The 22,092-nt window shown below is 36.1% G+C and carries 19 protein-coding genes and 1 pseudogene; 17 read left to right on the top strand and 3 right to left on the bottom strand.

Annotation, left to right across the window (positions count from 1 at the left end):
* Positions 1 to 6: 6 nt before the first annotated feature.
* From ligA to NiCM35_RS17210, 4 genes are all read left to right on the top strand, one after another.
* Positions 7 to 2,031, top strand: a complete 2,025-nt coding sequence (ligA, locus tag NiCM35_RS17195; RefSeq protein WP_433780264.1) for an NAD-dependent DNA ligase LigA — start codon at positions 7 to 9, stop codon at positions 2,029 to 2,031.
* Positions 2,028 to 3,143 (top strand): CamS family sex pheromone protein, encoded by a 1,116-nt coding sequence (locus NiCM35_RS17200; RefSeq protein ID WP_095333424.1) that lies wholly within the window; start codon positions 2,028 to 2,030, stop codon positions 3,141 to 3,143. Before ligA ends, NiCM35_RS17200 begins: the two co-directional genes overlap by 4 nt.
* Before the next feature lie 168 nt (positions 3,144 to 3,311).
* Entirely contained in the window at positions 3,312 to 3,770 is a 459-nt protein-coding gene (locus tag NiCM35_RS17205) for a YueI family protein (RefSeq protein ID WP_095333422.1), read from the top strand.
* Between the two features lie 176 nt (positions 3,771 to 3,946).
* Positions 3,947 to 4,375: an organic hydroperoxide resistance protein gene (locus NiCM35_RS17210; RefSeq protein ID WP_047945001.1), complete on the top strand. Its 429-nt coding sequence runs from the start codon at positions 3,947 to 3,949 to the stop codon at positions 4,373 to 4,375.
* Positions 4,376 to 4,439: 64 nt separating this feature from the next.
* On the opposite strand, the gene NiCM35_RS17215 is transcribed toward NiCM35_RS17210, so the two are convergent.
* The gene (locus tag NiCM35_RS17215; protein WP_095333420.1) at positions 4,440 to 4,874 is read right to left on the bottom strand and encodes a MarR family winged helix-turn-helix transcriptional regulator; all 435 of its coding nucleotides are present in this window, start codon (positions 4,872 to 4,874) and stop codon (positions 4,440 to 4,442) included.
* A gap of 158 nt (positions 4,875 to 5,032) precedes the next feature.
* Here NiCM35_RS17215 and NiCM35_RS17220 point away from each other — a divergent pair.
* The 5 genes and pseudogenes from NiCM35_RS17220 to NiCM35_RS17240 all read left to right on the top strand — a co-directional run bounded on the left by NiCM35_RS17220 (position 5,033) and on the right by NiCM35_RS17240 (position 9,957).
* Positions 5,033 to 5,862: pseudogene (locus tag NiCM35_RS17220) on the top strand (VanW family protein).
* A 287-nt stretch (positions 5,863 to 6,149) separates the two neighbouring features.
* Positions 6,150 to 6,440, top strand: coding sequence for an Asp-tRNA(Asn)/Glu-tRNA(Gln) amidotransferase subunit GatC (gatC, locus tag NiCM35_RS17225; RefSeq protein WP_095333415.1), 291 nt, complete (start codon positions 6,150 to 6,152; stop codon positions 6,438 to 6,440).
* A 14-nt stretch (positions 6,441 to 6,454) separates the two neighbouring features.
* Complete coding sequence (gene gatA, locus NiCM35_RS17230) at positions 6,455 to 7,912, top strand: Asp-tRNA(Asn)/Glu-tRNA(Gln) amidotransferase subunit GatA (protein ID WP_371472085.1); 1,458 nt, start codon at positions 6,455 to 6,457, stop codon at positions 7,910 to 7,912.
* A gap of 12 nt (positions 7,913 to 7,924) precedes the next feature.
* Complete coding sequence (gene gatB, locus NiCM35_RS17235; protein ID WP_433780268.1) at positions 7,925 to 9,352, top strand: Asp-tRNA(Asn)/Glu-tRNA(Gln) amidotransferase subunit GatB; 1,428 nt, start codon at positions 7,925 to 7,927, stop codon at positions 9,350 to 9,352.
* Between the two features lie 140 nt (positions 9,353 to 9,492).
* Positions 9,493 to 9,957 (top strand): hypothetical protein, encoded by a 465-nt coding sequence (locus NiCM35_RS17240; RefSeq protein WP_433780270.1) that lies wholly within the window; start codon positions 9,493 to 9,495, stop codon positions 9,955 to 9,957.
* A 37-nt stretch (positions 9,958 to 9,994) separates the two neighbouring features.
* Here NiCM35_RS17240 and plsY read toward each other — a convergent pair whose 3' ends face one another.
* Complete coding sequence (gene plsY / locus NiCM35_RS17245) at positions 9,995 to 10,615, bottom strand: glycerol-3-phosphate 1-O-acyltransferase PlsY (protein ID WP_164463757.1); 621 nt, start codon at positions 10,613 to 10,615, stop codon at positions 9,995 to 9,997.
* 172 nt (positions 10,616 to 10,787) lie between these two features.
* Positions 10,788 to 12,467 (bottom strand): hypothetical protein, encoded by a 1,680-nt coding sequence (locus tag NiCM35_RS17250; RefSeq protein ID WP_433780272.1) that lies wholly within the window; start codon positions 12,465 to 12,467, stop codon positions 10,788 to 10,790.
* 158 nt (positions 12,468 to 12,625) lie between these two features.
* On the opposite strand from NiCM35_RS17250, the gene NiCM35_RS17255 reads away from it, so the two are divergent.
* From NiCM35_RS17255 to NiCM35_RS17290, 8 genes are all read left to right on the top strand, one after another.
* Positions 12,626 to 13,195, top strand: coding sequence for an RNA polymerase sigma factor (locus tag NiCM35_RS17255; protein ID WP_433780274.1), 570 nt, complete (start codon positions 12,626 to 12,628; stop codon positions 13,193 to 13,195).
* Positions 13,192 to 13,662, top strand: coding sequence for an anti-sigma factor (locus NiCM35_RS17260; RefSeq protein ID WP_433780276.1), 471 nt, complete (start codon positions 13,192 to 13,194; stop codon positions 13,660 to 13,662). Before NiCM35_RS17255 ends, NiCM35_RS17260 begins: the two co-directional genes overlap by 4 nt.
* Entirely contained in the window at positions 13,659 to 14,744 is a 1,086-nt protein-coding gene (locus NiCM35_RS17265; RefSeq protein WP_123258842.1) for a hypothetical protein, read from the top strand. Before NiCM35_RS17260 ends, NiCM35_RS17265 begins: the two co-directional genes overlap by 4 nt.
* Before the next feature lie 65 nt (positions 14,745 to 14,809).
* Positions 14,810 to 15,727 (top strand): hypothetical protein, encoded by a 918-nt coding sequence (locus NiCM35_RS17270; protein ID WP_095333397.1) that lies wholly within the window; start codon positions 14,810 to 14,812, stop codon positions 15,725 to 15,727.
* A 378-nt stretch (positions 15,728 to 16,105) separates the two neighbouring features.
* Complete coding sequence (locus tag NiCM35_RS17275) at positions 16,106 to 17,065, top strand: diacylglycerol kinase (protein WP_095333395.1); 960 nt, start codon at positions 16,106 to 16,108, stop codon at positions 17,063 to 17,065.
* Positions 17,066 to 17,203: 138 nt separating this feature from the next.
* Positions 17,204 to 18,571, top strand: coding sequence for a 23S rRNA (uracil(1939)-C(5))-methyltransferase RlmD (gene rlmD / locus NiCM35_RS17280; protein WP_433780278.1), 1,368 nt, complete (start codon positions 17,204 to 17,206; stop codon positions 18,569 to 18,571).
* A gap of 1,904 nt (positions 18,572 to 20,475) precedes the next feature.
* Entirely contained in the window at positions 20,476 to 21,465 is a 990-nt protein-coding gene (locus NiCM35_RS17285; protein ID WP_433780280.1) for a tRNA dihydrouridine synthase, read from the top strand.
* Positions 21,466 to 21,791: 326 nt separating this feature from the next.
* Positions 21,792 to 21,995 (top strand): zinc ribbon domain-containing protein, encoded by a 204-nt coding sequence (locus NiCM35_RS17290; protein WP_047941808.1) that lies wholly within the window; start codon positions 21,792 to 21,794, stop codon positions 21,993 to 21,995.
* Positions 21,996 to 22,092 lie beyond the last annotated feature (97 nt).

The following is a 22,092-nucleotide window of genomic DNA, read 5'->3' on the forward strand; positions in this document are numbered from 1 at the left end:
GGATATATGGAACAAAACCTTGCAGAGAAGCGAGTAAAAGAGCTGCATAATTTATTAAATCAATATGGATATGAATATTATGTTCTGGATAATCCTTCTGTTCCTGATTCGGAATATGACGCATTATTAAATGAATTAATCCAGTTGGAGGAAAAATTCCCAAGCTTAAAAACCAATGATTCTCCATCCCAGAGAATCGGAGGAGAAGTATTGGATATGTTCTCAAAGGTTCAGCATCAAAAGCCGATGTTGAGCTTAGGAAATGCATTTAATGAGGCGGATTTACGTGATTTTGATCGGAAGGTTCGTGCAGTTATCGGTGATGATTTTTCATATGTTTGTGAATTAAAGATAGATGGGCTTGCTGTTTCTCTTCGATATGAGAATGGTTTATTTGAGCAAGGAGCTACACGAGGAGACGGAACCACTGGAGAAGATATTACAGCGAATCTCAAAACAATTCGCTCCATTCCGCTCCGATTAAATCAGGCGGTGAGTTTAGAAGTCCGTGGAGAAGCATTCATGCCAAAAAAGTCGTTTGAGGCACTGAATAAAGCGAAAGATGAAAATGGAGAAGAGCCATTTGCAAATCCACGGAATGCTGCAGCAGGCTCGTTACGTCAATTAGATCCTCGCATTGCGGCTTCTCGAAATTTAGATATTTTTCTCTATGCGATTGGAGACGCTGGGCAGACTGGTATTCAATCTCATAGCGAAGGCCTTGATTTATTAGATACTCTTGGCTTTAAGACGAATAAAGAAAGAAAAAGATGTGTAACCATCGAAGATGTTTTACATTATATTGAAGGCTGGCAGGAAAAACGCCCTCACTTGCCATACGAAATAGATGGTATTGTGATAAAGGTAGATAATTTAGTACATCAAGAACAGCTTGGAACAACCGTGAAAAGTCCAAGATGGGCGATAGCATATAAGTTTCCAGCTGAAGAAGTAATGACGAAGCTTCTAAGCATCGAACTAAATGTTGGAAGAACAGGTGTGATTACACCTACTGCTGTACTTGAGCCAGTAAAGGTTGCGGGTACAACAGTGAAAAGAGCTTCCTTGCATAATGAAGACTTAATAAGAGAAAAAGATATTAAGCTTGGCGATATGGTCGTAATAAAAAAGGCTGGAGACATTATTCCAGAAGTAGTAAATGTTTTAGTAGAAAAAAGAACTGGTGAAGAAGAAGAATTTCTGATGCCAACTCATTGTCCTGAATGCGAGAGTGAACTTGTTCGTATCGAAGGGGAAGTGGCCTTACGATGTATTAATCCAAAATGCCCAGCACAAATTAGGGAAGGCTTGATTCATTTTGTTTCTCGAAATGCAATGAATATAGACGGACTAGGTGAGCGAGTAATCAGCCAATTATTTTCCGAAAAACTAATCGAAGATGTTGCTGATTTATACACTTTACAATTCGACCAATTAATTCAATTAGAAAGAATGGGCGAAAAATCTGTTCATAATTTATTAGAAGCAATTGAAGCATCAAAGCAAAACTCCCTTGAAAGGTTATTATTTGGTTTAGGAATTCGACATGTAGGGGCCAAGGCGGCCAAAACAATTGCGATGGAATTTAAAACAATGGACCAGCTTATGGTAGCCACTAAAGAGGATTTAACAGCTATTAACGAAATTGGTGAAAAAATGGCTGATTCGATCGTTACTTTTTTCGAACAAGAAGAAGTAATTGAATTAATTACTGAGCTTAAAACATATGGTGTTAATATGGAATATACCGGTCCATTACCAATAGCAGTAGAAGAGAGTGATTCAGTCTTTTCTGGCAAAACAATTGTATTAACAGGAAAGCTAGAGCAGCTTTCTCGTAATGAAGCAAAAGAACAAATTGAATTATTAGGTGGTAAAATAACAGGAAGTGTTTCAAAGAAAACAGATTTAGTGATTGCAGGGGAAGAGGCAGGAAGTAAACTGACAAAAGCGGAACAGCTAGGCATTGAAGTTTGGGATGAGGAAAGACTTATGGCAGAATTGAAGAATAAAGGTGTGTTTAACGAATGAAGAAACACGTATTGATGGTGTTGGTACTAGTATTGGTTCTATCAGCTTGTGCACCAAACTTTAATAAAGAAGAAAAAGTAAAGACAGAGGATGTAGATAGTAATACGACGGAAACAGCTATTCTGCCGAACTATAAAATCTCTGATGATTATTATAAGGTAGTGGTTCCATTTAAGCCATCTGAAGCAAGAGGATTAGTAGTAAACAATTTAAATACTCGTTATGATATTGCTGAATTTGAAACAGGCTTAATGAGAATTGCACAAAATGCCTATGACCCTGAAGAATATTTTTTTCAAGAAGGTCAGTATTTAGATAAAGATTTAATCACCAGCTGGCTGGGCAGAAAGTCAGAAAAGAATCCTGATGGGCTAAACCCAGCAGGCAAGGACAAGGGTAAAGTACCTGTTTATTTAGCTCATATACTGGAGCATGATTATTTGGTGAAAACGGATGATAAGAGCTTAAAGCTTGGGGGAATTTCCATTGGTTTAGCAATGAATTCTGTATACACCTATGAAGAAAAGGGCGCGGCTAAGGAGCTTAAAATTGATCGAACAAAGCTTGAAAAAGAAGGAAAGAAAATTGCAGCAGAAGTAGTCAAAAGAATAAGAGGAGTCGAAGGTCTTGGACAGGTTCCGATTATTATCTCTCTTTTTGAGCAAAAGGAAAGCTCTTCAGTTGTACCTGGAAACTTCTTCGCTTACGCAAAGATTGCAGGAAACAGTAATAGTATTGGTGATTGGGAAAGTATTAACGAAAAATATGTATTATTCCCAAGCTCTGATACAAAATATAAATCAGAAGTAGATGCATTTTCTTATTTCAAGCAAGATATCGAGAAATATTTTCCTAACTTTAATGGTGTGGTCGGAAGAGCTTTCTACGTGAATGATAAAATGCAGAATTTAAGTATCGAGATTCCGATTCAATTTTATGGAGAAGCAGAAGCGCTCGGCTTCACACAATTTGTCGCAGGAAAGGTGATGGAGCATTTCCCTCCAAATAATTCTTCTTCTGTACAGGTTAGCATTACATCTGTTTATGGACCAGAAGCATTAATTGTTCGTGATGTAGATGCAGAAGAGCCGTATATTCATATTTATCAATAATGATGGAGAGTGTTCAGCATCATGCTTCCCTTAAACGAGTGGAATGAATGATGCTTGTCACTCTTTTTTTTGTATGATGACAAAAAAAGTTCAAAAAGGTACAAGGTTTTTTACTAGCGGATTAGAGTATAGTATGGAAAGAGGAATCTATTTAAAGGAGTTGTGAGTATGTCATCAAACCCTAACTTAGATGATTATATGCAAAAGGGGATGTATGGGGCGAAGGAAACAAAGCCAGAAGAACGAAGAAAATTTCTCAGTACCTTAAGAGAAAGAGTGGTGATTGCATTACAGCAATCACAAGTAATGGAACCATCCCCCTATAAGGAAATATTAGATGCGATGAAACAGAATCCGGGTGCGAAGCTATATTTAAATGGTCATCTAGACTATTCGTACTTATCGAAGTATATCAAGGAAGCTAACGAAGCCCATATGGAATACACGATTGTAACCAATAAGGAGGCAGACAGTGATATTGGTTTATTAATTGCTTATGATCATGCGATTAATAAAGAAGATATATATATCGGAGAGCCAAAAACGGATTTAGTTGCAGAGGAATCTTCAAAAACAGATCAGAAAAAGGGATTGCTTACGACGATTGGAAAATGGTTTAGTAAATAAGAAATGGCCCAAAAGAAAATCTTTTGGGCTTTTTATTATGGATTAACATTGCGTGCATGTTTACTTCTCTTGAAATAGGTAAATAAAAAAAGAAAGAAAGTAAAAAACATTTGTGTTGTCCAATTATATTGTGTACAATGTAATTGTGAAAACAAAATTTATTGGAGGAATGAATCATGAGCGATACAATTCTTACAACGTCTGTTACAGCAACTGGAGGAAGAGAAGGAAGAGTAGAATCTGAAGATTATGTTATTCAATTTGATACAGCTATGCCAGGTACACAAAGAGCGAAGGAATTGGAAGATGCGACAAATCCAGAGCAATTATTTGCAGCAGGATATGCAGCATGTTTTGACGGGGCGCTACAATTAATGGCACAGAGAGAAAAAGTTAATTTTGAATCTGAAACAACAGCTAGTGTCAGCTTATTAAAGGATGAAACAGATCAAGGATTTAAACTAAGTGTTAAGTTATCTGTAAAAGGAACTGGAATTGAAAAGACAGTACTAGAGAATTTAGTACACAAAGCTCATAATTTCTGCCCGTACTCAAAAGCAACAAGAGGTAATATCGAGGTACAATTAGAAGTTGTTACAGCTTAATATTTTGTAAAAGAGAGAAGAAGGAATTTGAAATTTCTTCTTCTCTCTTTTATATTTCCTTATGTTATTTCGTTAAATTTTGCAAAAGCAATTGAAGGGATTGCTTTAAATCATTGATTTCCTTATCCGATTTTTCGAAAAGTTTTAGGATCTCTGTTGGAATACACTCAGCTTTTTGTTGTAAAGAAGCACCTTTTTCCGTTAATGTAATTAGTACCGAGCGCTCATCTTCAAGGGAACGTTTGCGTTCTAGTAGTTGTTGCTGTTCCATTCTTTTTAGCATCGGTGTTAATGTACCCGAATCAAGATATAAATGATGTCCCATTTCCTTTACACTAAGGCTTTTATGCTCCCAAAGTAGTAAAAGTACTAAGTACTGTGGATACGTTACATCGAGCTCTTCCAACAATGGTTTATATTTTTTCGTCAATTCACGAGAACTTGCATATAAAAGAAAACAAAGTTGATTTTCTAATTTTAATGCATCTAATTCATTCATTTTTGTCACCTAGCTTTTTAGTCTTCTTCTAAATATAAACTATTGTAGCGGATTTTGCTTCCTTTTCCTATCTATTTGCAGAGAATAACCTGAAAAAGAAGGAGTTTATAAGTAATTAGCGAAATAAAGTAGGAAAAGGGAAAAAATGGAGAGTGAATATGGATATCACAGCGTTAAGACCAAAAAAAAGATCAGCCTTGCGCCTTTATGTCGGAAAGAAATACTATATAACCAAAAGATATGCCCAATGGATCATAGCAAGAAAACAATATGCGATGAAAAAACAAACCGCTTTATTACCCCATTCTTATTTTACCCATAAAACAATGCTCTTAAGAGAACTAAAAGATGTAGATATGAAACTGCAATATAATAAAATTGTTAATTTGAAAATAGCTGTTTCAAAAATAAATCAGATCGTACTAGAACCAGGAGAAACCTTTTCCTATTGGAGAACAATTGGAAGGCCGACATATAAAAAAGGTTACGTTGATGGCATGGTTCTTTTTGCAGGAAGTTATCGGACGGGCGTTGGCGGGGGACTATGTCAGTTGTCTAATCTTATTTATTGGATGGCCTTGCATACCCCGTTAACCGTAGTGGAAAGACATCGGCATAGTTATGATGTTTTTCCGGATTCTAACAGAACACAGCCGTTCGGAAGTGGAGCACCTGTTCCTACAATTATTTAGACCTGCAAATTAAGAATGAAACAGATACCTCTTTTCAACTATGCCTCGAAGTGACAGATTCTCATTTGAAAGGAGAATGGAGAGGAGCATCGCCAAGTTTATATCGTTATGATGTATTTGAAAAGGCACACCAAATAACCCCCGCTTATTTCGGAGGTTATATCCGCCATAACCAAATTTATCGGAAAAAGTATAACAGGAGAGGAGTATTATTGGAAGAAGAGTATATTACAGAAAACCATGCAATAATGATGTATGAGCCACTCCTTACTTCTGATGAGGAAAATACACCATAAAAAAAGAAGAGAAAACTGCTCTTCTTTTTTTGTATTTAAAGGAAGGGACAATCATCTTAGACAAGATGGTATAATAAGAGAAATGATACTGATTAAATGTAAAGATTTTTTATTTTGGAAATAGCTAATGGAAATTCAATTAGGTTAATGGTAGTGGAAAGACATTATTTTTTGTAGAAATCGCCTTCTGACAAGATATATTCCTTCTTTCGGTTGCTTTCCTATTGATTTGTTTGCTATTATCAGATTATTGTGTTGTACGTATAATGATGGAGGTGACATACATAATGTCAAGAATAACAAAGGAAGAAGTAAAACATGTTGCCAATCTTGCTAGACTTGAAATATCAGAAGAGGAAGCAGAGCTTTTTCAAAAGCAATTAGATGCTATTATTTCTTTTGCAGAAGAACTAAATGAGCTAGACACAGAGGGGATCGAGCCAACTTCCCACGTTTTAGATATGAAAAATGTGTTGCGTGAAGATGTACCAACAAAAGGTCTGCCTGTTGAGGAAGTTTTACGTAACGCACCAGATCATCAAGATGGGCAAATTAAAGTTCCATCTATTATGGAGTAAGGAGGGGAAACTACATGAGTCTTTTTGATCAAAAAATGACAGATTTACAAGAACTATTACATAAAAAAGAGATATCTGTATCGGATTTAGTAAAGGAATCGTATAGTCGTATAAAAGATGTAGATGAGAAAGTACAAGCATTTTTAACATTAGATGAAGAAAATGCTTTATCTAAAGCTAGTGAATTAGATAGTAAATTAGTGAACGGGGAACATTCAGGCAGCTTATTCGGAATGCCAATTGGTATCAAAGATAATATTGTTACGAAGAATTTAAGAACAACCTGTTCAAGCAGAATCTTAGAAAATTTCCAGCCGATTTATAATGCTACAGTTATAGACAAGCTGCAAGCAGCAGGAGCAATAACAATTGGAAAACTTAATATGGATGAATTTGCTATGGGTTCTTCAACTGAGAATTCCTATTATCAAAAGACGAAAAACCCTTGGAATCTTGAGACCGTTCCTGGTGGATCATCAGGTGGATCAGCAGCATCTGTAGCAGCAGGGGAGGTATTATTTTCTCTTGGATCAGATACTGGTGGTTCTATTCGTCAACCAGCAGCATTTTGCGGAGTGGTCGGCTTAAAACCTACATATGGAAGAATTTCTCGTTTTGGCTTAGTAGCATTTGCCTCCTCATTGGATCAAATCGGCCCAATTACACGTACGGTAGAAGATAATGCTTTCTTACTTAATGCTATTTCTGGAGTAGATCCAATGGATTCTACGTCGGCAAATGTAGAGGTTCCTGATTTTACAAAGGGGCTTACTGGAGATATTAAGGGCATGAAAATAGCTGTGCCGAAAGAGTATCTAGCAGAGGGTGTTAGCGAAGTTGTGCGCCAATCAGTTCTAGATGCTTTGAAAGTATTGGAAAAATTAGGGGCAACATGGGAAGAAGTATCCCTGCCACATAGTAAATATGCCCTGGCAACTTACTATTTACTATCTTCTTCAGAAGCATCAGCAAACCTATCTCGTTTTGATGGAGTTCGTTATGGATATCGTGCGGATAATGCGGAAACGTTAATCGATCTATACAAACGTTCTCGTGCTGAAGGGTTCGGAGATGAAGTGAAGCGTAGAATTATGCTTGGTACTTTTGCTTTAAGCTCTGGCTACTATGACGCTTATTATAAAAAAGCACAAAAGGTACGTACTCTTATTAAAAAAGACTTTGAAGATGTTTTTGAAAAATATGATGTAATTGTTGGTCCAACTACACCGACTCCTGCCTTTAAATTGGGAGAAAAGGTAGATGATCCTTTAACTATGTATGCAAATGATATTTTAACAATTCCAGTGAACCTTGCTGGAGTTCCAGGTATTTCTGTTCCTTGTGGATTCTCTAACGGTTTACCGCTTGGTTTACAAATTATCGGAAAACACTTTGATGAAGCATCTGTTTATAAAGTAGCGTATGCGTTTGAACAGGCTACAGACTATCATAAACAAAAACCAACGCTGTAAGGGGTGAAAAAAATGGAATTTGAAACAGTCATTGGGCTAGAAGTCCATGTAGAGTTAAAAACACAATCAAAAATATTTTCCGCAAGTCCTAACCATTTTGGCGCTGCACCAAATACAAACACAACAGTAGTAGATTTAGGATATCCGGGTGTACTGCCTGTTTTAAATAAAAAGGCTGTAGAATATGGCATGAAAGCTTCTCTGGCATTAAATTGTGAAATAGCTACAGAAACGAAATTTGACCGTAAAAACTATTTTTATCCGGACAATCCGAAAGCTTACCAAATCTCTCAATTTGATAAGCCTATTGGTGAACATGGATGGATTGAAATTGAAGTCGATGGCTATAAAAAAAGAATTGGCATTACTCGTGTTCATTTAGAAGAGGATGCTGGGAAATTGAATCATGAGAAAGGATATTCGTTAGTGGACTTCAACCGTCAAGGAACGCCATTAATTGAAATCGTTTCTGAGCCAGATATTCGTACACCTAATGAAGCATACGCATATTTAGAAAAATTGAAATCCATCATTCAATACACAGGTGTATCTGACTGTAAAATGGAAGAAGGTTCTTTGCGCTGTGATGCCAACATTTCCATTCGTCCAGTAGGACAAGCGGAATTTGGAACAAAGACAGAGCTGAAAAACTTAAACTCCTTTAACTTTGTCCGCAAAGGATTAGAATACGAAGAGCAACGTCAAAGAGAAGTTGTTTCTTCCGGTGGTGTTATTAATCAGGAAACACGCCGCTTTGATGAGGCAACAAGTACGACATTGTTAATGCGTGTAAAAGAAGGTTCTGATGATTATCGCTACTTCCCTGAGCCGGATTTACCAGATTTATATATTGATGAAGACTGGAAGGCAAGAATCCGTGCGGAAATTCCAGAGTTGCCAGATGCAAGACAAAAGCGCTATATGGAAGAATGGGGCTTACCAGAGTACGATGCAAAAGTATTAACCGTTACGAAGGAAATGGCTGACTTCTTTGAAGGTACTGTGTCAAATGGAGCCGAGCCAAAGTTAGCTTCTAACTGGGTAATGGGAGATGTCTCTGCTTATTTAAATGCCGAACAAAAGGAGTTGGCTGAAGTAAAGCTTACTCCAGAAAACCTTGCTGGCATGATTAAGCTGATTGAAAATGGGACAATCTCCAGTAAGATTGCGAAACAAGTTTTTAAAGAACTGATTGAAAACGGCGGCGATGCGGAAGCCATTGTAAAAGAGAAGGGGCTAGTGCAAATCTCTGACGAAGGTGCATTACTGAAAATTATTGGTGAAGTGTTAGATAATAATCCGCAATCCATAGAAGACTTTAAAAACGGAAAACAAAAAGCAATTGGTTTCCTTGTTGGGCAATTAATGAAAGCAACAAAAGGCCAAGCAAATCCACAAATGGTCAACAAGTTATTAGTTCAGGAAATGAATAAAAGATAATAAGAAGATTTATCTCTTTAGCTGCCAGCAAATGTTCTTTGTTGGCAGCTTTTTTTATGGAGAAAGGAGGATAGTATGGAAAAAATAGCTTTATTAAGTGGAATTAAGTGAATTTCGATAGTGGCTGATATAAATGGCATTTGAGCGAGGAGGGAATCAGCCAAAGCGGGGAGGAAATCAGCCAAAGCGGGGAGGAAATCAGCCAAAGTGAGTGGGGAATCAGCCAAAGCGGGGAGGAAATCAGCCAAAGCGGGGAGGAAATCAGCCAAAGCGGGGAGGAAATCAGCCAAAGTGAGGAGGGAATCAGCCAAAGCGGGGAGGGAATCAGCCAAAGTGAGGAGGAAATCAGCCAAAGCGGGGAGGGAATCAGCCAAAGCGGGGAGGGAAGCAGCCAAAGTGAGGAGGGAAGCAGCCAAAGTGAGGAGAGAATCAGCCAAAGCGGGGAGGAAATCAGCCAAACAGAGGAATATCAACCAAACCACCTCATCCCAGCAAGCACTCCCTACCACCAAAAAACTACAAAAATAAAGGAGCTGCTCTCCAAAGAGCAACTCCCTGATTTGATTTCCAACCATTCGACAGTATTTCCCAGGAAAAGTTCATAATCAACAATTTCTTAAAAAGCTTGTCCAAAGAAGGGGATTAGACAATCTTCTTCGGGTTAATTCGATCCTTTTTTACGTTTTTATCGTTTACTTTAGGTTCTTTGTGATGAATAAAATTTATAATATTAGAGCGATGTAAAAAGATTAATAGTAATAAAAACAAGAAAAAGAGCCAGTCATGCTGGATATCGGGTGAAAATAGCGCATATAAGAAGATGGTTATTCCAACAGAAATACTACCAAGAAACACATATTTTGTAATAATTATAATAGCAAAGAAAGCGAAATAGGAAATCAAAAATAGAGCAGGATTAGCAACGAGTAAGGTGCCAGCAGTTGTAGCAATTGCCTTTCCGCCGCGAAAACCTGCAAAGATTGGAAAACAATGACCAACAACAGCTATCAATCCAGTATATAAGGGATTAACATCTACCATTAGTAAGTAGGGCAGACTTGCCGCGAGTGCTCCTTTTCCAACATCGAGTAGAAGAACAGCAATTCCGGCTTTTTTGCCTAATACGCGAATCGAATTAGTCGCTCCTGGATTATTGCTTCCATGTTTCCGAATATCAATGCCGTAAAAAACTTTACCAATAATTAAGGCGGTCGGAAAAGAACCAATTAAGTAGGAAGCTAATAGTAGAATAAGCAAATACATTACTCCTTTCCTATAAATGAAATTTACTAGTTTAAAACACTATCTTTGTTCTCCTTTTTTATTCTATGCAGAAAGAGGGAGAAGTTTGTTCCCTTCTCCCTATATTATAAACAATAGATACTATTTTTTTGTTAAATTCCAGTCTTTTAAGGTATTTGCATAGGAAAGACTTTTAATTATTTAATTCTTGATTGCTAATTTTTAATTTTTCAACCGTAACGATCATTTCTTCTGTATCCACATAATCTACGGTTAGCTGCATCCCTTTTTCTAGGAAAATACTATAAGGGAAATCATTTGACGAAACTTGGAAAATGGTTTTATTTCCTTCTAACATAAATTTAACAATCGTGCTATTTTCTACTTCTGCTTTATATACATAGTCGACAGTGCCAGTGATTGTTTTTTTGTCCGCGATATTGTTAGGAACTGTTTTATCATTCTTTAACAAGGTGACAAGCGCATATTTATAATCATTAAACAGCTTTGTTTTTTCTGTATGATAACTATAAACTTTTTCATCCTTGGCGTTGATTAACATAATTTCTCTTAATACATGATTGCTGTCCATGAGCGGAACAACCCATGTGAACTGACCATAAATCGTATAGAGTAGCGGAGTACCAGCCTCGTATTTTTGAGCGCGGAAGGTTTTCTCTGCAACATTTATGGCGGATTTTCCATTTAAAGATCCATTTGCCTCTGTGTAGAAGGTAAGAGCCCCAGTACGAGCATTAAGCATCGAATAGCCGACCATACTTCCACTATCTGATTTTGGGCGTGTGAAGTCGGTAAACCAATGCAGTTGTAAATCTTCATTAAAAACACCATTTACTTCATTCATATCTTCCCAAGCAGTTGGTAGTTTCATATCTTCTTTTGCAAATAGTGTATTCCAGAAGCCGTGAATATATTTACCATACCATTCATTCCAATCTTCCGCCACACTTGTAGGAATGACATGATCAATAAAATCAGGTATATTGTCCATTCCATAATCCTCTATTTTCCCAGTGGCAGGGTCAATAATATATATTCCTTTAATATCTACTATCTCGCGGAATTTATTATACTGACCATATGGTACGACATAATATGGTTTATCATTATCGTCTGGCTCAAAGCTGGCTTCAAGTAAAATTGTATCTTTATGCTTACTTCTTACTAATCTTTTTAAGTCTTCTTGGAAGAATGCAGAAGGTACATATTTCATGGATGATTTAACCAAAATGGCATCCTCATTTTCATCCTCTGCACTCATTTTAATAAAACCAGGCACGTCGTCTCCTTTGATCCATTTGAAGAAGCCAGTATATTCAATCGGTGTTACCCAATACAGATGATCATTAATCTTTTGCAAGGTAGAGGTTCCTAAATCGTAATAGGAAGGATGAGAAACCTCTCCAAGTTTTTTCTCACTTCGATAGCGTGCGTAGCTTTCAGGAACAACAACAATATGCTTTTCATTTGTGGAAACAGCTTCTTTATCAATAACGGTTGCTTTTTCCTGAACAAACTGATATTTATCTCCTGTAATCGTTAAAGGATAAATAAATTGGACATATAGGCTAAATAAGACAAAATACAGGAATAAAATTCCAGTTATTCTGTATCCCTTTACCTTTCCAAATAGTAAGTCTAAGAGTAAGAAAAAGGCAAGAAAAATAGAGCCGAATTTAAAGAGAGCCTGCAAAGAATGATCAATTAGTTGAAAATAATCAAGACAAAATATGATAAGAATCCCAGTGAACAAGCGACTAATTTGAAAGACAAGAAATCTTTTTTTATGAAAATGACTTTTCCATATAAATGGATTCAGTGTTAAAGCTAGTAATGCAAATAAATAATGCATGCACATTCTCCTTTTGATAATTTGCTATAGATGAAATACGAAAGTAAGGCTAAAAAGTTTCATGTAATAATGATACTATTACAAAAGAGAGTCTATAAGCATGAAAAAATAAAAAAACTGTAGGGGTATGACCATCCAGTACCGTCTATTATTATAGAATGGCAGGAAAGGGGGGAGAGGCCATTAGTGATCAAGTATTAATTGAAAAGATAAAAGCAGGAAATGATCACGCATTTCGTTTGTTAGTAGAAAAGCATCGGGACTACTTGTTTCGTTCGATATACAGCATTTTAAAGGACCAAAAAGAAGCGGAAGATGCTACACAAGAAGTGTTTATTAAAATCTATACCTCTCTCCCCAAATATGAGAATCAAGGATTTAAAACATGGATAACAAGAATTGCTATCAATCATGCTATTGATATGAGAAGAAAAAAACAAAGAAGAAAAGAAGAGATGGCAGAGGAATTGAAATCCCATATAGGAGGCTCTCAGACTGATGATGTAGAACTAGAAGTGTTGAGGCGCGAACGACAAAGACTTGTGCAGAAAAGACTGGAGGAAGTCCCAGCTAATTACAGGGACGTCATTTATGGTTTTTACATTCAAGAAAAAAGTTATCAAGAAATGGCAGCAGAACAAAATGTTCAAGTGAAAACAATTGAAACGAAGCTGTATCGCGCAAGACTCTGGATCAAAACGCATTGGAAGGAGGAAGAATTTTTATGACAGCACATTATTCTAAAGATTATTGGATGAAGTATGTAAAAGATGAACTAGGTGAGAAGGAAAGATCACTACTCGAAGATCATTTGTATACATGCGATCAATGCTTAGAATTATATATAGATGCAGTAGACAAGCAAGAGGAGACACTTCCTTCAATTTCAGATGAAGCAGCTTTTATGAATGATATTATGCAAAAAATATCCTCTGAAAATATGGAGATAAAAACAACAGAAGAAAAGAAACGTCCTATTTATCAGTCATCCATATTCCATTATGCAATTGCCGCGAGTCTTACTTTGATTCTCATGTCGGCAGGATTTTTTCAGTCCATTGTAAAACATACAGAAACAATTCAAAAAACGGAAGTATCTTTTAAAAATGAGCCAAAATCAGGTGGCTTAGTGGATAAGACATTTGCCTGGATGGATTCATTTGATGGTAGTAAGAAGGAGGAAGTTAAAAAATGAAAAACCCGATTGTCGCGACAATCTTAGCATTTTTTCCAGGAGGCGGGCTATTCTATATTGGAAAAAAGCTGCGAGGCTTTTTTTATGGGCTAGCAGTATTTGGACTAGCGTTTGTGTCCATTGTGATGCTTAGTGCAGGATCTCTCAATGAGTTAACATTTATAGTAGTTTTTATTGGTTTTATTATATACTGCATTAGTTTTATCGACACATTAATTACAACCAGCAGCTATTTAAAGAAACGAGTAAGTTTTGCAGCGGATTCTGAAACTGGGGAGGCTGCACCTATACTGGCAAAAACAACGGAGTCTGAGCGGTTTTATACGATTGTTTTATCGTTTTTCCCTGGATTAGGTCATATCCAATTAGGATTAGTTTATCGAGGAATAACCCTCCTAACGACATTTTTAGGCTTAGGAATTATGATTATATTTATCGCGTTTTTGACCTATACAAATGAGTTTCTTCTATTTTTAGCGATTTTGCCAGTAATCTGGGTTTATGGTTTTTACGACGTTTCTCAGCAGTTTAATAAAAAACTAAAAGGAGAAGCATTAGAAGATATTACAATTTTTCAAGACTTTGAAAAGAACAGAGAAGAGGGAAAGAAAAGCAAATTTATTGCGACCTTCTTATCAGTGTTTCCTGGTGCAGGGCATTTATATTTAGGGTTACAGCAAAGAGGGATTCAGCTAATGGCTGCATTCTTGTTCTCTATTTTTATTCTTAACGAATTAAGATTAGGGCTATTTTTATTCGTTATTCCGATTATCTGGTTCTACAGTTTCTTTGACGGATTACAAAAGGCCTCGAAAGTAGGAGAAGAAGAGTTGGAGGACGTCCCTGTTATTGCTTATTTGATTAACTATCAAAAATGGTTTGGCATTGGTCTACTAGTAGTTGGTTTATATTATTTAATGATTAATATTATTTTGCCGATCTTTTCCCCTATTATCCAAAAGGAAATAAATATTGATTTACACTTTTTCTTTTATCAATATTTCCAGACAGGAATTGTGTGCTTAGTTCTTATTATCGGTGGTATTCATCTACTAAAAGGGACGAAAAAGAAAAAAATCTAAGTTATGGCCTTGCTTTTTTGTAGCTGTTTCAAAATAGCTAAGGCTTTACATAAGGAGAGAAGAGAATGCGAACATGGCGAGTGGGCACTTTTTCGATGGGCTTATCTTTAGTATTTCTTGGTGTATTTCTATTATTTACGCAGTTTTTTGATTGGAAAATAGTGACTGTTTTAAAAGTTTGGTGGCCAATTATTTTAGTTATTCTTGGAATAGAAATTTTATTATACTTGTTTTCTTCTAAACAAGAAAAACCATATTTAAGCTTTGATCTTTTCAGCATCATTATCGTTGGAATAATTGGGACAGCTGGAATTGCAATGGTCTTTCTCCAATCCTCAGGGATTATGGATTTAGTAGAACAAGGGTTAAAAAGAGAGGAAGTAACAAGTGATTTACCTGAATTTAATTATGCAATGAAGGACGATATTAAAAGAATTGTCATTGAATCTGACAATCGGCAAAATCCAATTACGATTGAAGGAACAAACGATGATGTTCTTTCTCTATTTGGAACCTATCGAGCTGTTCAATCGAAGAAGGAAGATGTTTTAAAGCCAGAGGATTATTTACTTGTATCGCAAAAGGGTGATACGTTATTTATCCGTTTAAAGCAATTGCCATATCGCGTTTCTGAATTTTACAGAGACTATGCTTCTATAAATACTACTATTCTTGTTCCAACGAGCAAAAAGTTAGATATTATTGATTTGCAAAATGACATTACAGTAAATCCGCGTAATTTAAAAAATAATTGGACAATCAATAATGTTCCACAAATTGATTTAATATTAGATGAAACAAAAAATGTGAAAGTTTCCGTAGATGATACACTCATTAACAATCAGGAACAGGAGGATTGGGAATTTCCAAATAAAGAAAAGAAGCATATAGAAGAAATAACTAATGCATTTTTGCAAAAAGGGAAGGGTGGCTCTTCCATTAACATTTTTGATAGTGGTACTTTAAATGTAACAAATCATTAATAAAAGGAGGAAAGATTGGACTCAGATGATTAAATATGGAGGAAGATCTTTCTTTTGGAATAAGGCATTGTCTAGCAATTTCTGTCTTTCTATTTTGTCAAAATTCCTCTATAAAGGATGAATAGCTGTAAGGAATGGCGAAAAAAAGTTAATCAAACGTTTGATTAATAGAAAAAAACAGGAATAAGAATGAGAAAAGTATGATGAACTAATAGATTGGGTTATAATGTGGGAAGATGCTTGAGACATGGACATTTATCATGAAAAAAGATACATATCATGGTAATAACTAGAGTTAAACATTGCCTAAGCAAGTAGTATCGTATATGATGTTATTGGTTATGGAAAAAATTGAATCTTGATTATAGGATGATGAATATGAAAAGGGCAAGAATAATATATAATCCTACTTCAGGTCGGGAAGCTTTTAAAAGACATTTACCAGAGGTGCTAAAAAGATTAGAAGAGGCAGGGTATGAAACTTCCTGTCATGCAACGACTGGACCAGAGGACGCAACATATGCAGCGAGAGTAGCCGTAGAAAGACGATTTGATCTCGTCATAGCTGCAGGCGGTGATGGAACGATTAATGAAGTAGTCAATGGAATGGCAGAACAGGAATATCGTCCAAAGCTTGGAATTATTCCAGTAGGAACGACAAATGATTTCGCAAGAGCATTGCATATTCCTAGAGATGTCATTGGTGCAGTAGATGTTATCGCAAAAGGTGATACTATTCCAATTGATATTGGAAGAATGAATGACAAATACTTCATTAATATTAGTGGTGGCGGACATTTAACAGAAATTTCTTATGAAGTTCCTAGTAAATTGAAAACCATGCTTGGACAGCTAGCATACTATTTAAAAGGTATCGAAATGCTGCCTTTCATTAAAGCTTCGCATGTCAGAATCGAGTACGACGGCAAGTTATTTGATGGAGAAGCCATGTTGTTTCTTGTAGGTCTGACTAATTCTGTTGGCGGTTTCGAAAAATTAGCCCCTGGCGCATCTATTAATGATGGGTTATTCTCTCTATTGATCTTAAAAAAGGCAAACCTTGCAGAGTTTATTCGAATTGCGAGCCTTGCGTTACGTGGAGAACATATAAATGATCCTAATGTCATTTATACGAATGCGAATTATATAAAGGTTAGCTCAGATGAGAAAGTACAAGTAAATCTTGATGGAGAATTTGGCGGATTATTGCCAGCTGAATTTATTAATTTGTATCGTCACTTTGAGTTATTTGTACCGCTTGACGCGATTCGCGATGAAGACCGACCAGATGTCAAGGATTATAAAGAGATGTTACAAATAGACAATAATAAGGAGTGAGTGGAAGAAGAAATCCCCTCACTTTTTGTTTTGGGTAACATTCAAAGATTATGCATATACCAATGAAGCTTTCCTCATAATATGATACAATTACCACGCTTATTTTTTTCGGAAATATCGACGTAAAGGAAGACGATAATGAGTAAAACATTACCCGTTCAAAAGAACGATATAATAGATATAGTTTTTGAAGATTTAACCCATGAAGGTTCAGGTGTGGCAAAGATAGATGGTTACCCCCTCTTTATCCCCAATGGACTTCCAGGTGAAAAAGCAACTGTAAAAGTAATTAAAACAAATAAGAATTACGGTTTTGGTCGTCTGCTAGAGATTAAAGAAAGAAGTCCCTATCGTGTAGAAGCGCCATGCCTTATATACAAGGAATGCGGTGGCTGTCAATTACAGCATTTAAGCTATGAAGGACAATTGAAAACAAAACATAAACACGTGAAGGATGTTTTAGAACGAATTGGAAAAATCAATACGATTGTTCATCCAACACTCGGGATGGAAAACCCTTGGCGTTACCGTAATAAATCCCAAGTTCCAATTGGAGAACAAGAAGGTGGCCTCATTGGCGGATTTTATCAACAGCGCTCTCATCAAATTATTAATATGGAGCAATGCTTCATCCAACAAGAAGAAAATGATTATGTCGTAAATACAGTAAAAGATATTTGTTCAAAATATGGGGTTCGTGCATATGACGAAGCTCGTCATAAGGGAGATTTACGTCATATTATGGTAAGAAGAGGATTGGTTACGAAGGAAATCATGATTGTCTTAATTACCCGTACACAGGATATCCCCAATCGCAAAGCAATTGTTGATGAAATTGTTCAAAAGGTGCCAAATATTAAATCGATTATCCACAATGTGAATAACAAAAAAACAAATGTGATAATGGGAGATACTACTCGTGTACTTTGGGGAGAAGAGACGATTACGGATTATATTGGCGATGTAAAATTTGCTATTTCAGCTCGTTCTTTTTATCAAGTAAATCCGGAACAAACAAAGGTGCTTTATGAGAAAGCATTGGAGTATGCTGATTTGAGTGGAGAAGAGAAAGTAATTGATGCCTATTGTGGAATCGGCACCATTTCTTTATTTTTGGCAAAAAAGGCAAGGAAAGTATTTGGAGTTGAAATTGTCCCACAAGCAATTGAAGATGCAAGAAATAACGCTGTGTTAAATGATATCCACAATGTCGATTTTGCAGTAGGAGAAGCAGAAGTAGTTATCCCCAACTGGTATAAAGAAGGAAATGAAGCAGATGTTTTAGTAGTAGATCCACCCAGAAAAGGCTGTGATGAAGCATTACTGCAAACAATTCTTGATATGAAGCCAAAGAAAGTCGTCTATGTGTCCTGTAATCCAGCGACTTTAGCTCGTGATTTGCGCATATTAGAGGATGGTGGCTATAAGACAGAAGAAGTACAGCCTGTGGATATGTTTCCTCAAACGATGCATGTGGAGGCGGTGGCGAGATTAACTTTGGTATAACAAGGTTTTTAAGCAAGGTATGTACACATTGACCACATACCTTGTAAAGACTTTTTTCCCAAAGTGGTTCAACTGATTTTTTTGATTCAGTGAAAAGCTGCAATCCTAATAAGTATTCCCGGAATTCTTTCCATGTTGTACTAGCTTTCAGACTTGGTTATACTTAGGATCATAAAAATGAATTTTGCCAATATTGGAAATTTTTATTGCTTTATTAAATTCTAGGTCCTCGTTGTTAACGAAGGACTAATTTTATTTTGTTTTTTATGCTTTTCATCCCGTTTCTCTTAATTCCCCTCAGTCTTTTTGGTTTTATTGCCCATTTATATTTAGTATTTTCTACAACTCCGACTTGATTAATTTGTGGATAAATAATTAAAAACAATAAAAATGGATAGAAGTTTTCCACAAAAAATTACTTTGATCTAACAGAATAATAAAATTTCTTATTTTTCAATTTAAGGTTAATAAAGTACAACTGTTATGGAGGGAAAAGATTAATAAAGCTGATTTAGCTATATGTTATTATTCATTTCAAAAAAAGATGTTATATGGAGATTTAAACTCAACAAATAGCATTTTATTTATAATGTTAATCTTGATGAACGGAGAAATAGGGGGTGGGGGTTACATGACATTATCATAATAGATTAGATTTTCACTCTCCTTCCATCCGTTGGGAGAGTGAGGGGAGAAGAATCCCTAATGAGATTTTTTTTTCCCGCATCTAATACAACTATTTGAGTAATAGCTGTATTTATGATTCCGTCTAAGGAAACAGATTATAGATTTAAACTTCAAGGAAACCACCTCGATCAGACTTTTTTTTTAAGTTTAAAGTTAAGTATTCATAAAGTAAATCAATAATGGGAAAATTGTTAAAAACAGGGAAAAAGAAGTGGTGAAAAAGCAGGTATTAATGCCTTAATTAATTGTGGTAATAGGTATATTTTAGTAGGTTTTTCATCAAGAAAGCCGTTAAGAATGGTGAGATTGATTTCTACGGTACTTTGCGATGTCATACGCTGCTCTAAGGGAAAATGCGAGTATGGCGACCACATTAAACAAAGTACCTAGAGTTGTGGAATGGAAAAGGAAAATAAGAGGGATTATATAGCATACTAGATTGGTAATCAAGCTAGCAAATTCAGATTTAAACACAGATAACATCACCCTTTGGATTATTAACTAGTGATACGGTTGATGGTAAGAAAAGTTTCATTAGAGGAAAATAGGATGCCTCTGACGGGATTCGAACCCGCACTCCTTTCGTAAGCATAGGCTAGGGGGAACACGCTTCCCTACGGACTTTCACCGGCTAGGAATTTCACCTGCCTCAGCTTTTTTGCTTTTCGGTGCTTCTGAAACCCTTGCCTTGCGACCCGGTACCAACAATGTTTTCCGGCGCTCTTCCCTTCTATAGCTACAGAGGCATATTGATATATTTTATTATACAAAGAAAGCGAATAGAAGAAAATGTTTTGATTATCAAGAATTAAAATTTATCCACAGACTCAGGCGTCCACAGATTTTGGTGGAAGTAAGAAATGGATACATCGAAAAACAAACAAAATGAAAAGTTGTTGGAATTTTGTATAGAATTAGTTGTTTGTTATTGTTGATGGTATAAAACTAATCAGATAAGATATTTTAAACTTTTCCAGTACAGAGGGGACTTCTAACAGGCAAGAGAGATACTGATTTGACAGAGGAATTAAAGCCTTTTAATATAGAAGACGGTATAATTTTAAAAGATTTACTAATAAATGATAAATTTTCGATTTAAGTAATCGATGATATAACTTGTTGAGACGAAAAGGGTCAAGTAGGCAGGGATATTTTTCGTTTTAATTGTGAGACGAGAAGTTTAACATTGGATTTATATGAAAGGAACTGAGTTTTATATGATAGATAATTTTTGGCGGGAATTACCACGGCCATTTTTTGTATTAGCACCGATGGAAGATGTGACGGATGTTGTTTTTCGTCATGTAGTCAGTGAGGCGGCTAGACCGGATGTGTTTTTTACGGAGTTCACTAACACGGAGAGTTATTGTCATCCCGAGGGAACACAGAGTGTACGTGGACGTTTGACTTTTACAGAAGATGAACAGCCAATGGTTGCACATATTTGGGGAGACAAGCCTGAATATTTTCGACAAATGAGTATAGGCATGGCAAAGCTAGGTTTTAAGGGAATCGATATCAATATGGGCTGTCCAGTTCCTAATGTCGCAGCAAAAGGGAAGGGAAGCGGACTTATCCTCCGTCCAGAGGTTGCTGCGGAAATTGTACAAGCAGCAAAAGCAGGTGGACTGCCTGTCAGTGTTAAGACAAGACTTGGTTATACGGAGATAGAGGAATGGCAAGACTGGTTAACACATATCTTGGAACAAGATATCGCGAATCTTTCGATACATCTGCGTACAAGAAAAGAAATGAGTCAAGTGGATGCACATTGGGAATTGATTCCGGAAATCAAAAAACTTCGTGATCTTGTGGCACCAAATACACTTTTAACGATTAACGGTGATATTCCTGATCGTCAAACTGGCTTGGAGCTGGCTGAGAAATATGGAGTGGATGGTATTATGATAGGGCGCGGTATTTTTAAAAATCCATTTGCCTTTGAAAAAGAACCGAAAGAGCATAGCAGTAAAGAAATGCTTGATCTATTACGATTACATCTTGATCTTCATGACAAATATTCACAGGAATTAGAAACACGATCTTTTAAAGCCCTTCACCGTTTTTTCAAAATTTATGTGAAAGGATTTAGAGGGGCAAGTGAATTGAGAAATCAATTGATGAGTACACAATCGTCTGATGATGTCCGTGCTATGCTTGATGATTTCGAAGCGAAGAATGCTGATGAGACAGGGATAGTAGGCTAATGTAACTTAAAAAGCATAAATTGAAATAGTAAATTGGTTGGCATGAATCGGTAATACCCGAACTTTTGCCAACCAATTTTTTTGTATTCTAGCACTGCTTTATAATTGTGTGAAAAGCCTCTCAAATGGAAACGAAATGGATTCCAATTGTCGCAGCGGCACGATTAAGTGAAAATGTCTCGGAAGAAAATTTAGATAAGCTTTTAAAAATAATTCATCATTATTTGTATCGATAGAAATGAAACTAAATATCGTATTACTTCGTAATAATAAAGGAGATGATAAAACAGAAACAAAGATATAACAAAAAAAAGGAGCGTAATAATATGGAAAGCAAAGGCTGTGTAAAATGCGGGGGAACAGATATAGGAACAAAAGATGTGGCCATGACAGGAACGGGTTTATCCAAGTTAATGGATATTCAGCATAATACATTTACGGTTGTCTTTTGCAAGAAATGCGGGTACTCAGAGTTTTATAATAAACAAGCATCGAAAGGTTCCAATATTTTAGACTTATTTTTAGGATAAGTAGCACAAAATTTAAACAAATAGAAAATTAGTTAAAATCTAGAGACCATATTAGTATATCGGGTCTCTAGATTTTAAGGGCAGATAGGAAAGAAAG

It is taken from the genome of Niallia sp. M35 (assembly GCF_050971705.1).
Classification (GTDB): Bacteria; Bacillota; Bacilli; order Bacillales; family Cytobacillaceae; genus Niallia; species Niallia circulans_A.